Source organism: Cedecea neteri NBRC 105707 = ATCC 33855, from assembly GCF_001571265.1.
Classification (GTDB): domain Bacteria; phylum Pseudomonadota; class Gammaproteobacteria; order Enterobacterales; family Enterobacteriaceae; genus Cedecea; species Cedecea neteri.
This window is the reverse complement of the sequence record NZ_BCTL01000004.1, coordinates 55,430-67,764: the sequence shown is the minus strand read 5'-3', so window position 1 is coordinate 67,764 and position 12,335 is coordinate 55,430. Positions and strand designations below refer to the sequence as shown.

Here is a 12,335-nt window from a genome sequence, read left to right as displayed (position 1 = left end):
CGAATTAACGGATCTCAATCATTGGGCGACCCGCCCGGGCATCTTTCAGTTCACCGATAGCGCTGAGCTTAATGCCGTTACGCCCGGCAGCCGCAAAGACTTCGGCTTCCGCATCAGCGCGCACCGCTAACAGCAGGCCGCCGGAAGTTTGCGGATCGCACAGCAGGTTGCGCCATGCTTCAGGCATCTCGCCAATCAGCTGGCCGTAGCTGGCGAAGTTACGGGAGGTGCCGCCCGGCACGCAGCCCTGCTCAATGTAGCTTTCAACGCCCGGCAGTTTTGGCACGCATTCGTACCAGACTTCCGCCTGAACGCCCGCGCCTTCACACATTTCGCTCAGGTGGCCCAGCAGGCCAAAACCGGTTACGTCGGTCATCGCGGTCACGCCACTAATATCGGCAAATTCTGCACCGACTTTGTTCAACTGACACATGGTTTCTGCCGCCAGGCCCTTGTGTTCTGGCAGCAGCAGGGATTTTTTCTCGGCGGTGGTCAGCACGCCAATGCCCAACGGTTTCGTCAGGAACAGCTTACAGCCTGCTTCAGCAGAGCTGTTTTTCTTCACTCGTTCGGTTGGCACGACGCCGGTTACCGCGAGGCCAAAAATCGGTTCAGGGGCGTCAATCGAGTGGCCCCCGGCCAGCGAAATCCCCGCCTGCTGGCAGACAAAACGCCCGCCTTCGATCACTTCACGGGCTATTTCTGGGGCCAGCGTATTAATCGGCCAGCCGAGAATAGCGATCGCCATGATCGGTTTACCACCCATTGCGTAGATGTCGCTGATGGCGTTGGTCGCCGCGATGCGGCCAAAGTCGAAGGGATCGTCCACGATCGGCATGAAGAAGTCGGTGGTGCTGATGATACCGGTGCCGTTGCCCAGGTCGTAAACCGCCGCATCATCGCGGGTTTCGTTCCCCACCAGCAAATTAGGATCGACAAACTTCGCCTGCTCGCTGTGCAGGATGGTTTCCAGCACCTTCGGGGAAATTTTGCAGCCGCATCCTGCGCCGTGGCTGTACTGGGTCAAACGAACGGTTTGCTTCATGGACATCTCCTGTCGTTAGGCATTTTTACGCTGAATACTTCGTGCTGCAGCCTGAAGTATGACGAGTATATGGTAGCGCTCAAACGCCTCAGTAGTAAGTCTGACAGTCCTAATTCGCGTGCCGTTGCTCACTATGCAGGCAATCCGGAAGTTTTGTGAAGCCAGACCGCATTTTGCCGATTCGCTCTTTTACTAAAATATGACGGTAATGTTACAACCATCAGGCAACTCTTTGGACAACCCACGCATGTAAGGAATAATAATGAAAAAACGCGTAATGGCTTTCTGTATTGCCGGCCTGTTCTCCTCTGCGGCCTTTGCCTTCGCCCCGCCAGGAAATGATTCCACCACCAAACCCGATCTCTATTATCTGACCAACGCTCAGGCCATCGATAGCCTGGCGCTGCTGCCCCCGCCGCCGGAAATCGGCAGTATTGCGTTCTTAAATGACCAGGCGATGTATGAGAAAGGCCGCCTGCTGCGCTCGACAGAACGCGGCAAGTTAGCCGAGGAAGATGCCAACCTGAGCGGCGGCGGCGTGGCTAACGCTTTCTCCGGCGCGTTTGGTTCGCCGATTACCGAGAAAGATTCGCCTGAACTGCACAAGCTGCTGACCAATATGATTGAGGATGCAGGTGACCTCGCCACGCGCGGTGCGAAAGAAAAGTACATGCGCATCCGCCCGTTTGCCTTCTACGGTGTGCCGACCTGTAACACCAAAGAGCAGGATAAGCTGTCGAAAAATGGCTCTTATCCGTCCGGACATACCTCAATTGGCTGGGCAACCGCGCTGGTGCTGGCGGAAATTAACCCGCAGCGCCAGAACGAGATCCTGAAACGCGGGTTTGAGCTGGGCCAAAGCCGGGTGATTTGCGGCTACCACTGGCAGAGTGATATTGACGCCGCGCGCGTCGTGGGCTCCGCCGTAGTGGCCACGCTGCATACCAACGCGGCGTTCCAGCAGCAGTTGCAGAAAGCGAAAGACGAATTTGCGAAACAGCAGAAGAAATAAGAAGTGAAGCCCCTGCCGGGTAGATGCCCGGCAGGATCTCGCTCAATCAGAAGCGAGAAACGAACGCTGACGTGTCCGGGGTGCTGATGGTCGTGGATGCTTTAAGCTGTGGGGTACCGAGATAAAGGAAGCCCACCACTTTATCCTGCTCACGACCGCCCAGCCCTTCACGGACCATGTCGTTTTCGGTCCATGCACCGCTGCGCCAGATGCCGTTAAAGCCCTGGGCAACCGCCGCCATTTGCATCGCCATCACCGCACAGCCTGCGGAAACCACCTGCTCCCACACCGGCACTTTATGATTAGCATCACAATGCGCAACCACGGCAATGATTTGCGGGGCGCGGAACGGCGATGTACGCGCCTTTTCAACGCTTTTTTCATCCATGCCGGCGGCAATAGCCGCTTTCTCTAAAAGCTGAGCAAAGCGCTCGCGCCCTTCCCCTTCAATAACAATGAAGCGCCACGGCTGGAGCGTACCGTGGTCCGGCGCGCGCATCCCGGCACGCAGAATATTCTCCAGCACTTCACCCGCCGGAGCAGGCTCGGCCAGGCGGGACGCGCTACGGCGGTTAATCAAAAGTTCAAGTGCATCCATTTAAAAGCCCCTTACTGACATGAAATGACTGGCAAAGCGCGAAGGTTGCCCCAGTCCGTTAAATGATTTTCATTCACAAAATTAACACAGCCGTAGTTTTTGTTACAGCGTCGCCCCGATTTCCTACTGACATTTCCTCGCCCTCTCTTTAGGATAGCCTTTACTTTCGCCGCTTTAGCCAGCTTCATTGCGGCGTGCGGGTAATACCCCTGTTGAAGGTTATGGAGAAAACATGCGCACCATTGGGCGATTTATTAGCGGCTTTTTTAAGTGGACCTGGCGTCTGCTTAATTTTATTCGAGAATTTATTCTCAACTTGTTCCTTATCCTGCTGATCCTGGTTGGGGTCGGCATCTGGATGCAGGTAAAAAGCACGCCAGCGGAGCCCGCACGCGGCGCGTTGCTGCTGGACATCACCGGCGTGGTGGTGGACAAACCGTCGGTCAGCAATAAGCTGGGCGTGATTGGCCGCCAGTTGGTGGGCGCCAGCTCCGATCGTCTGCAGGAAAACTCCCTGTTCGACATCGTCGACGCCATTCGTCAGGCGAAGGACGACCGCAATATCACCGGCATCGTGCTGGATCTGAAAGATTTCGCCGGGGCCGACCAGCCTTCGATGCAGTACATCGGCAAAGCGCTGCGCGAGTTCCGCGACGGCGGCAAGCTGGTTTATGCAATGGGCGACAGCTATAACCAGAGTCAGTACTACCTGGCAAGCTTTGCCAATAAAATCTGGCTCTCGCCGCAGGGCATGGTTGATCTGCACGGGTTTGCTACCAACGCGCTGTATTACAAAACCCTGTTGGATAAGCTGAAGGTCTCGACTCACGTCTTCCGCGTCGGCACCTATAAGTCTGCCGTCGAGCCATATATCCGCGACGATATGTCCCCAGCCGCGCGCGATGCGGACGGCCGCTGGATTGGCGAACTGTGGCAAAACTACCTGAACACCATCGCGGCAAACCGCCAGATCACCGCTCAGCAAGCTTTCCCTGGCGCTCAGGCGCTGCTGGATAACCTGCAAAAACTGGGTGGCGATACCGCAAAATATGCCCTGGACAACAAGTTGGTGGACGAGCTGGCAAGCAGTGCGGTGGTAGATAAAGCGCTGGTGAAACAGTTCGGCTGGAGCAAGGCGAACAAAGACTTTAGCTACACCAGCATTTACGACTACAACGTGAAAAAACCGTCTGAGCAGGGTGATGCCATTGCGGTGATCTTCGCCAACGGCGCAATCATGGACGGCGAAGAAACCCCGGGCCAGGTCGGCGGTGACACCACGGCGATGCAGATTCGTGAAGCGCGTCTGGATCCGAAGGTGAAAGCTATCGTCTTCCGCGTGAACAGCCCTGGCGGCAGCGTCACTGCGTCCGAAACCATCCGTGAAGAGCTTGTCGCTGCGCGTGAAGCCGGGAAGCCAATTGTGGTTTCAATGGGCGGCATGGCGGCATCCGGCGGCTACTGGATCTCCACCCCGGCAAATTACATCATCGCCAACCCAAGCACGCTGACCGGCTCGATTGGTATTTTCGGCGTCATTAACACCGTAGAAAACACCCTTGATGCGATTGGCGTGCATACCGACGGCGTGTCAACGTCGCCGCTGGCTGACGTGGCCGTGACCAAGAAGCTGCCGCCTGAAGTTCAGCAGATGATGCAGCTCAGCATCGACAATGGCTACAAGCGCTTCATCGGCCTGGTGGCGGCTTCCCGCAACAAAACGCCTGAGCAAATCGACCAGATTGCCCAGGGCCACGTCTGGACAGGCGAAGACGCGAAGGCTAACGGTCTGGTAGACAGCCTGGGTGACTTTGACGACGCCGTCGCCAAGGCCGCAGAGCTGGCGAAGTTGAAAAGCTGGCACCTGGCGTTCTGGCAGGATGACGCGACCTTCACCGACATGGTCTTTAACGCCATGACCGGCTCGGTTCGCGCCGCGCTGCCGCAGGCCATTCAGGCTTACCTGCCTGCACCGCTGGCAGATGCCGCGCTGGCGGTCAAAGCGCAGAATGATAAGTTCGGCACCATGAACGATCCGCAAAACCGTTACGCCTTCTGCCTAACCTGCGGCGACGTGCGCTGATTAACACAGATGAAAGACAAAGCGTGACTGCTGACAAACCTCTGGCGAGAGAAGAAATACCGGATGGTTTGTAAAAAAAACAGGAAAATCAATTCATTGATTTTCGGCTGATAACCACAAAGAGGGAAAAACCACGCTTTTTCCCTCTTTGTCAGCAACCCAGGCCCGGTTAAACCGGGCTTTTTTTTTCCGTCATCCTCTCTATACTCTGCCGCAAATATCGAAAGCATCGAGCAAACCCATGCAAAAGAAATCCATCTACGTTGCCTACACCGGCGGTACTATCGGGATGCAGCGTTCAGAACACGGCTACATTCCTGTTTCCGGCCACCTCCAGCGCCAGCTGGCGCTGATGCCCGAATTCCATCGCCCGGAAATGCCGGACTTCACGATCCACGAATACGATCCGCTGATGGACTCTTCGGACATGACGCCCGAAGACTGGCAGCACATCGCCGATGACATCAAAGCCCACTACGACGAGTACGACGGCTTCGTGATCCTGCACGGCACGGATACCATGGCGTTTACCGCCTCGGCGCTCTCCTTCATGCTGGAGAACCTCAGCAAACCGGTGATCGTCACAGGTTCGCAGATCCCGCTGGCGGAGCTGCGTTCTGACGGGCAAATCAACCTGCTCAATTCGCTGTACGTGGCGGCCAACTACCCGATCAACGAAGTGACGCTGTTCTTCAACAATCGTCTCTATCGTGGAAACCGCACCACCAAAGCCCATGCCGACGGCTTTGATGCCTTTGCCTCCCCTAATCTTGCGCCGCTGCTGGAAGCCGGGATCCACATTCGTAAACTGAACACGCCGCCTGCCCCGCACGGCGAAGGTGAGCTGATTGTCCACCCGATCACACCGCAGCCGATTGGCGTGGTCACCATCTATCCAGGAATTTCTGCCGACGTCGTGGGCAACTTCCTGCGCCAGCCGGTGAAAGCGCTGATCCTGCGTTCTTACGGTGTGGGGAATGCTCCTCAGCAGGGCGCATTCATTAAAGAGTTGCAGGAAGCCAGCGCGCGCGGCATCGTGGTGGTTAACCTCACGCAGTGTATGTCCGGCAAAGTAAACATGGGCGGCTATGCAACCGGCAACGCGCTGGCCCAGGCTGGCGTTATCAGCGGATTCGATATGACGGTCGAAGCGACGCTAACCAAGCTTCACTATCTGCTGAGCCAAGGCCTGGATGCCCAGGCAATCCGTGATGCGATGTCGCGTAACCTGCGTGGTGAACTCACTCCCGACGAATAAGGAACGCCAATGGCGCAACGTGCTTTGCTGTTGATTGATTTGCAGAACGATTTCTGTGCCGGTGGCACGCTTGCCGTCCCGGAAGGTGACAGCATCATTGAGGTCGCTAACCCGCTTATCGAGCTATTTAACGCCCGCGGTGAAAGCGTGGTAGCAAGTCAGGACTGGCACCCGGTAAAGCATGGTAGTTTCGCCAGTACACAAGAGGCTGCCCCCTTCACTGAAGGCACGCTCGATGGACTGGCACAAACCTGGTGGCCCGATCACTGCGTCCAGAACAGCGAAGGCGCAAAACTTCACCCGCTGCTGAAAGCTTCCGGCATCGATAAGATCGTCTATAAAGGCCAAAATCCGGCTATCGACAGCTACAGCGCGTTTTTCGATAACGGCCATCGACAGCAAACAGAACTGGATGCCTGGCTGCACGAGCAGGGCATCCGCAGCCTGGTGGTGTTGGGGCTGGCAACGGATTTCTGCGTTAAGTTTACCGTGCTGGACGCTCTGAAGCTGGGTTATGAGGTGACCGTCATCACCGATGGCTGCCGTGGCGTGAACCTGCGTCCCCAAAGCAGCCTGGAGGCATTTCAGGAGATGGCGGTTGAGGGCGCAACGTTAATGACCTTCGCCGATTTTACCTGCCAATAGACTTTACCTGCCAATAATTGTAGGGGCGGCTCCCCGCCCCGCCCCGCACTTTTGTATCGATTCCGCTCACAATCTACGCTTTTTTTGCTCGCCCTCGCCTGGGAGCGCTCTCATAATCATATTCAATGAATTTATTCAGCACGTTAGCTGATTTCGCTTTCCGCCGTTTTCGTCTGTTAAGCGTGGCCGGGGAGCTTTTATGTTGTGCCCGTCAAAGAGGAATCATTATGTCATTCACACGTAAAATGTTACCGCTGGTGGCCGCGGTGACGCTCGCCTGCAGCGGCGTTGCGCAGGCTGAATCTTTGCTTTCCGTGGGTTACTTCAACGGCGGCGGCGACGTTACTGCCGGCCCCGGTGGGGATATCAATAAGCTTGATGTTCGCCAGATTACCCACCTCAATTACTCCTTTGGCCTGATTTATAACGACGAGAAAGGCGAAACCAACGAAGCCCTGAAAGACTCGTCAAAGCTGCATCAAATCTATCTTTCCCCCAAAGTTATCTCTGACCTTGAAACCCTGCCGACGCTGCGGAAACAGAATCCACAGCTGAAAATATTGCTGTCCGTTGGCGGCTGGGGCGCTCGTGGTTTCTCTGCGGCGGCGGCAACGCCAGAGAACCGCGCGGTGTTTATCCGCTCCGTGCAGGAGGTGATGGATAAATATGGCCTGGACGGCATCGACCTTGACTGGGAGTTCCCGGTGAACGGGGCGTGGGGATTAGTTGATAAGCTGGACGCCGACCGGGACAACTTCACCGCCCTGCTGAAAGAGCTGCGCAAAGCCGTGGGCGATCAAAAACTGGTCACCATCGCCGTCGGGGCCAATGCCGAAAGTCCGAAAAGCTGGGTTGACGTGAAAGCCATTGCGCCGGTGCTGAACTACATCAACCTGATGACTTACGACATGGCGTACGGCACACAGTACTTCAACTCGAATCTCTATGATTCGAAAAAATGGCCGACCGTGGCGGAAGCCGACAAGTACAGTGCTGACTTCGTGGTCAATAACTACCTTGCAGCCGGGCTGAAACCGCAGCAGATGAACCTCGGCATCGGCTTCTATGGCCGCGTACCTAAGCGTGCCGTTGAGCCAGGCATCGACTGGTCAAAACCCGATGCGCAGAAAAACCCGGTCACACAGCCTTACTTCGGCGAGCGAGAGTTGGCGCTGTTTAAAACCGCGCTGGGCGTGGATCTGACGAAAGACACTTACGTCAAATACAACGACCTGGTGAAGAAAATGCTGAACGATCCGCAGAAACGCTTTACCGAAGAGTGGGATGACGACGCGAAGGTGCCATACCTGACGCTGAAGTCTTCTGAAGGTAAACCGCTGTTCGCCATTTCCTACGAGAATCCGCGTTCGGTGAAAATTAAAGCCGAGTACATCAAGGAGAAAGGCTTAGGAGGGGCGATGTTCTGGGAATATGGCGCAGATGACAACAACCAGTTGGCGAAGCAGCTCGCCGAGTCGCTGGGCATTGAACACGCTAAATAATCAGTAACACGATAAAAAATAAGGGAGACCAGCGAGTCTCCCTTTTTACTTATTGCAGCTTCATGGTCACAAACGGGGCGGGCTCAATGCCAAACTCCGCTTTCAGCTGCTGCTTGCTCTTCATCACCATCTGGCCGTTGGTGTCGATGGTCATGTGCTGCGCATCCGTGTTGTGGCGCGCCTGCCACAGCATCACCAGCTGCAGACTATTGTCTTTTTGCTCCTGAGTCAGCGCCACGCCATCAGGCCATTTCCCCAGCTCGACCGCGGTCGCCAGGCGCTGATAAATCTCAGGCGTCATCACGCTCAACATCTCATCCAGATTGCTCATCTTACGCTCCGTCGAGGAATAATTAGCTGAATCGATTCTTCAGCCCTCAACCTGCTCACCGTTTTGCCCATCGGTAAAGCTCAGGGAGGCCGAGTTAACGCAATACCGCTCTCCGGTCGGCTGTGGGCCGTCCGGGAACACATGGCCAAGGTGCGCGTCGCAGCTGCCGCAGCGGATTTCAACGCGTTCCATGCCGTGCGAGTTATCGGTCAGATAGCGAATGGCATCGGGACTGACAGGCTCGTAGAAGCTAGGCCAGCCGCAGCCTGAGTCGTATTTTGTTTCCGAAAGAAACAGCGGGGCTTCACACACCAGGCAGTGATAAATCCCGTCACGCTTGTTATGCAGTAAACGTCCGGAATACGGCGGTTCAGTGCCGTGCTTCTGAGTCACGTAGTATTGCATTTCGCTGAGGTTTTTCTTATTTGAATCAGGGGGTAATTGATTAGACATAGGCGTACATCTCGGTCAGTTCAATTGGGACAGCTCACGGCACCATTCTAACAAAAAATTAACAACGCCGTGCTGCTTTTTGTTCTAAACTTAGCCCTGAAATTCTGGCACGGCACAAAGCGTGACGTGAATCACATTATTGTTGGGACTGGCGTTTAAAATCCCCCGCATCGTCCCCATTTGGATTTAAGCCCAAAAGGAAGCGTGAGGCGTTCAGTCGTACAAACCCTGGCCACAGGATTGATTTGTCGCAATGATTGACACGATTCCGCTTGACGCTGCGTAAGGTTTTTGTAATTTTACAGCCAACCTTTTATTCACTAAAAAATAGCTGGTGGAATACTATGACTATCAAAGTAGGTATCAACGGTTTTGGTCGTATCGGCCGTATCGTTTTCCGTGCTGCTCAGGAACGTTCTGACATCGAAATCGTTGCAATCAACGACCTGTTAGACGCTGACTATATGGCTTACATGCTGAAGTACGACTCAACTCACGGTCGTTTCAACGGTACTGTTGAAGTTAAAGACGGCAACCTGGTTGTTAACGGTAAAACTATCCGTGTTACCGCAGAACGTGACCCGGCTAACCTGAAGTGGAACGAAGTGAACGTTGACGTTGTTGCTGAAGCAACTGGTCTGTTCCTGACTGACGAAACCGCTCGTAAGCACATCACTGCTGGCGCGAAAAAAGTTGTTCTGACTGGTCCTTCCAAAGACAACACCCCAATGTTCGTTCGCGGTGCTAACTTCGAAAAATACGCTGGCCAGGACATCGTTTCCAACGCATCCTGCACCACCAACTGCCTGGCACCACTGGCTAAAGTTATCAACGACAACTTCGGTATCGTTGAAGGCCTGATGACCACCGTTCACGCTACCACCGCAACTCAGAAAACCGTTGATGGCCCGTCTCACAAAGACTGGCGCGGCGGCCGCGGCGCAGCTCAGAACATCATCCCTTCTTCTACCGGTGCTGCTAAAGCGGTAGGCGTTGTACTGCCAGAGCTGAAAGGCAAACTGACCGGTATGGCGTTCCGCGTTCCTACCCCTAACGTGTCCGTTGTTGACCTGACCGTTCGTCTGGAAAAAGCTGCTTCTTACGAAGAAATTAAGAAAGCAATCAAAGCTGCTTCCGAAGGCGCAATGAAAGGCGTTCTGGGCTACACCGAAGATGACGTAGTTTCTACCGACTTCAACGGCGAAGTACTGACTTCCGTGTTCGATGCTAAAGCAGGCATCGCACTGAACGACAACTTTGTGAAACTGGTTTCCTGGTACGACAACGAAACTGGCTACTCCAACAAAGTACTGGATCTGATTGCTCACATCTCCAAATAAGTTGAGATGAGAACCTGATCCTAAAGGGCGACTTCGGTCGCTCTTTTTTTTGCCTCAAATCACCAGGACTAAGGAAAAAAGAAATGATTAATAAAATTTTTGCACTTCCGGTCGTCGAACAAATTACCCCTGCCCTTACCCGCCGCGTAAACGATGAACTGGATGTCATCGTCGTTGATCACCCACAGGTGCGGGCATCTTTCGCACTTCAGGGCGCTCACCTGCTCTCCTGGCAGCCTGCCGGTGAAGATGAGGTACTGTGGCTGAGCGACATCACCCCGTTCCATAAAGGCAAAGCGCTGCGCGGCGGCGTTCCGATTTGCTGGCCGTGGTTTGGCCCGGCGGAACAGTCAGGCTTGCCGGCGCACGGTTTTGCCCGCAACCAGCCGTGGACGCTGAGCGCGCACAATGAAGACGCCAACGGCGTAGTGCTGACTTTTGAGCTACATAACAATGAAGAGACGCTGAAGCTGTGGCCACATGAATTCACGCTGTATGCCCGCTTTAAGCTGGGCAAAACCTGTGAAATCGAGCTGGAAGCACACGGTGAGTTCGAAACCACTTCGGCCCTACACACCTACTTCAACGTCGGCGATATCGCAGATGTGAAAGTCAGCGGCCTCGGCAAGCCTTACATCGATAAGGTACTGAATGAAGCGGCTGGCCAGCTTACCGACGGCGTGCAGACCTTCCCGGACCGCACCGATCGCCTCTACCTGGAACCGGAAGAGTGCAGCGTCATTCACGACGCAAGCAGTCTGAAACGTACCCTGAACGTGGTTCATCACCATCATTACAACGTGGTGGGCTGGAACCCGGGTCCGGCGCTGTCCATTTCGATGGGTGATATGCCGGATGACGGCTACAAAACCTTCGTCTGCGTAGAGACCGCCTGCGCGTCTAAAAAGCAAAAAGCCAGCGCGGAGAAACCGACTCGCCTGAGTCAGACTATCAGCGTGGCGAAGAAAGGCTAAGCGGCTTTCACCAGCGTAGGGCAAAGGCGGCAAGCCTCTGCACCACAGAAAAGCAAACGGGGCGCAAACGCCCCGTTTTAGTGCATAAGTTGCACCAATCAGAAGCTGTAGTTCACACCCGTCAGCAGCACACCAGTCCAGTTGCTGTCGACCATTGGGCTATCGGTCACTTCTTTGGACAAACGCATATAGCGGCCCATACCGAACACGTTCCAGTCTGCATTTAGCTTGTAGTTAACGGACAGCTCAACATATGGCGACCAGCTGTTGCCTGCATCGTACTCGTTCAGGCCGCTGCGGTTCGCTTCCTTGCCGCTTACACCGTAGTAGTAATCGTTCTGTTTCTTGCTGTCCCAGACAACACCCACGCCCGGCGTCAGCGTCAGGCGATCGGCGTTGTAGCGGTACAGCCAGGCGGTATCCCAGGTGATGCCGTTGCTGTTGTCGAGGATATCCCCGGCCAGCACGGTACGCAGGAAACCATAATCCGTGTTATGCACCCAAGACAGACCCGCCATCACGGTAGAATGGCGGTAGTCCAGCGCACGCATACTGTCGTAGTTGCTGTCTTTCGGCCTGAAATGCAGCGGCGAGTAGTAGGCAGTCACGGAGAGCTTATCGGCTTCGTCATTCCACAGGTAGTAACCCGCGTTGAAGCCGCGGAAGTAGAAATTGTCACCTTCATAGCCCAGCAGAGGCGCCGGATAGAGGCGGTTCTGGTCACCTTTGTAAGGGTTTGGCGAAATCAGCGCACCCGCACCGACAGACCACGGGCCCTCTGCATGCGCAGCGGTTACGGAGGAGGCAAGCAGTACGCCTAATGCGAGAATTTTGAATTTGGTCACAATCCTTTCAGTCCTTTAATCAAATAATCAGCGCAGGAAGTGTAACCGCCCTTGGCTCCCATCCCAAATAATTTACTTAGTCACAACCTTCAACCAACTTAATAGCTTCCCGCAATCAGATGACGGCGGATTTTCAGCTTTATGTCAGCCAGATGAAAGCGAACGCTGCCGCTTATCTCAAATACGAAATTTTTAGGATGAGTTATTGATATGTCATTGAAATTGAGCGTTGGCCGTATGCAAGTTTTG

12 protein-coding genes are annotated in these 12,335 nt (G+C 54.7%); 7 read left to right on the top strand and 5 right to left on the bottom strand.

The genetic code is table 11. The annotated features are described in order from the left end of the window. Window positions 1-4: 4 nt before the first annotated feature. Window positions 5-1,045 carry a selenide, water dikinase SelD gene (gene selD / locus CNE01S_RS02165; protein ID WP_174522171.1) on the bottom strand — a complete coding sequence of 347 codons (1,041 nt, stop codon included), beginning with the start codon at window positions 1,043-1,045 and terminating at the stop codon, window positions 5-7. A gap of 262 nt (window positions 1,046-1,307) precedes the next feature. Here selD and phoC point away from each other — a divergent pair, with 262 nt between their 5' ends. After that, window positions 1,308-2,057 carry an acid phosphatase PhoC gene (phoC, locus tag CNE01S_RS02160; protein ID WP_061272904.1) on the top strand — a complete coding sequence of 250 codons (750 nt, stop codon included), beginning with the start codon at window positions 1,308-1,310 and terminating at the stop codon, window positions 2,055-2,057. 46 nt (window positions 2,058-2,103) lie between these two features. On the opposite strand, the gene CNE01S_RS02155 is transcribed toward phoC, so the two are convergent. Beyond that, entirely contained in the window at window positions 2,104-2,655 is a 552-nt protein-coding gene (locus tag CNE01S_RS02155; RefSeq protein ID WP_061272902.1) for an NAD(P)H nitroreductase, read from the bottom strand. A 232-nt stretch (window positions 2,656-2,887) separates the two neighbouring features. Here CNE01S_RS02155 and sppA point away from each other — a divergent pair, with 232 nt between their 5' ends. The 4 genes from sppA to chiD all read left to right on the top strand — a co-directional run bounded on the left by sppA (window position 2,888) and on the right by chiD (window position 8,143). Further along, window positions 2,888-4,738: a signal peptide peptidase SppA gene (gene sppA, locus CNE01S_RS02150; RefSeq protein ID WP_061272899.1), complete on the top strand. Its 1,851-nt coding sequence runs from the start codon at window positions 2,888-2,890 to the stop codon at window positions 4,736-4,738. A gap of 241 nt (window positions 4,739-4,979) precedes the next feature. Beyond that, complete coding sequence (ansA, locus tag CNE01S_RS02140; RefSeq protein WP_061272893.1) at window positions 4,980-5,996, top strand: asparaginase; 1,017 nt, start codon at window positions 4,980-4,982, stop codon at window positions 5,994-5,996. A gap of 9 nt (window positions 5,997-6,005) precedes the next feature. Next, complete coding sequence (gene pncA / locus CNE01S_RS02135; RefSeq protein WP_061272891.1) at window positions 6,006-6,641, top strand: bifunctional nicotinamidase/pyrazinamidase; 636 nt, start codon at window positions 6,006-6,008, stop codon at window positions 6,639-6,641. 227 nt (window positions 6,642-6,868) lie between these two features. Further along, a complete protein-coding gene (gene chiD / locus CNE01S_RS02130; protein WP_061272888.1) occupies window positions 6,869-8,143 on the top strand; it encodes a chitinase ChiD in 1,275 nt (424 codons plus the stop codon). 49 nt (window positions 8,144-8,192) lie between these two features. Here the strand turns inward: chiD and CNE01S_RS02125 are convergent, their stop codons facing one another. Together CNE01S_RS02125 and msrB are read right to left on the bottom strand one after the other, a co-directional pair. After that, window positions 8,193-8,474 (bottom strand): YeaC family protein, encoded by a 282-nt coding sequence (locus CNE01S_RS02125; protein WP_039292230.1) that lies wholly within the window; start codon window positions 8,472-8,474, stop codon window positions 8,193-8,195. Between the two features lie 39 nt (window positions 8,475-8,513). Continuing rightward, a complete protein-coding gene (msrB, locus tag CNE01S_RS02120) occupies window positions 8,514-8,927 on the bottom strand; it encodes a peptide-methionine (R)-S-oxide reductase MsrB (protein ID WP_008456665.1) in 414 nt (137 codons plus the stop codon). Window positions 8,928-9,271: 344 nt separating this feature from the next. Between msrB and gapA the strand changes: the two genes are divergently transcribed. Together gapA and CNE01S_RS02110 are read left to right on the top strand one after the other, a co-directional pair. Further along, window positions 9,272-10,267, top strand: coding sequence for a glyceraldehyde-3-phosphate dehydrogenase (gene gapA, locus CNE01S_RS02115; RefSeq protein ID WP_008456666.1), 996 nt, complete (start codon window positions 9,272-9,274; stop codon window positions 10,265-10,267). A gap of 83 nt (window positions 10,268-10,350) precedes the next feature. Next, complete coding sequence (locus CNE01S_RS02110) at window positions 10,351-11,241, top strand: D-hexose-6-phosphate mutarotase (protein ID WP_061272885.1); 891 nt, start codon at window positions 10,351-10,353, stop codon at window positions 11,239-11,241. Between the two features lie 98 nt (window positions 11,242-11,339). Here CNE01S_RS02110 and CNE01S_RS02105 read toward each other — a convergent pair whose 3' ends face one another. Then, entirely contained in the window at window positions 11,340-12,086 is a 747-nt protein-coding gene (locus CNE01S_RS02105; RefSeq protein WP_061272882.1) for a MipA/OmpV family protein, read from the bottom strand. Between the last annotated feature and the right edge of the window lie 249 nt (window positions 12,087-12,335).

Excerpts from the sequence above, each read along its gene's own strand:
- msrB (WP_008456665.1), bottom strand. The coding sequence starts at position 8,927 with ATGTCTAATCAATTACCCCCTGATTCAAATAAGAAAAACCTCAGCGAA.
- CNE01S_RS02125 (WP_039292230.1), bottom strand. The coding sequence starts at position 8,474 with ATGAGCAATCTGGATGAGATGTTGAGCGTGATGACGCCTGAGATTTAT.
- CNE01S_RS02155 (WP_061272902.1), bottom strand. The coding sequence starts at position 2,655 with ATGGATGCACTTGAACTTTTGATTAACCGCCGTAGCGCGTCCCGCCTG.
- ansA (WP_061272893.1), top strand. The coding sequence starts at position 4,980 with ATGCAAAAGAAATCCATCTACGTTGCCTACACCGGCGGTACTATCGGG.
- selD (WP_174522171.1), bottom strand. The coding sequence starts at position 1,045 with ATGAAGCAAACCGTTCGTTTGACCCAGTACAGCCACGGCGCAGGATGC.
- sppA (WP_061272899.1), top strand. The coding sequence starts at position 2,888 with ATGCGCACCATTGGGCGATTTATTAGCGGCTTTTTTAAGTGGACCTGG.
- gapA (WP_008456666.1), top strand. The coding sequence starts at position 9,272 with ATGACTATCAAAGTAGGTATCAACGGTTTTGGTCGTATCGGCCGTATC.
- pncA (WP_061272891.1), top strand. The coding sequence starts at position 6,006 with ATGGCGCAACGTGCTTTGCTGTTGATTGATTTGCAGAACGATTTCTGT.
- CNE01S_RS02110 (WP_061272885.1), top strand. The coding sequence starts at position 10,351 with ATGATTAATAAAATTTTTGCACTTCCGGTCGTCGAACAAATTACCCCT.
- phoC (WP_061272904.1), top strand. The coding sequence starts at position 1,308 with ATGAAAAAACGCGTAATGGCTTTCTGTATTGCCGGCCTGTTCTCCTCT.
- chiD (WP_061272888.1), top strand. The coding sequence starts at position 6,869 with ATGTCATTCACACGTAAAATGTTACCGCTGGTGGCCGCGGTGACGCTC.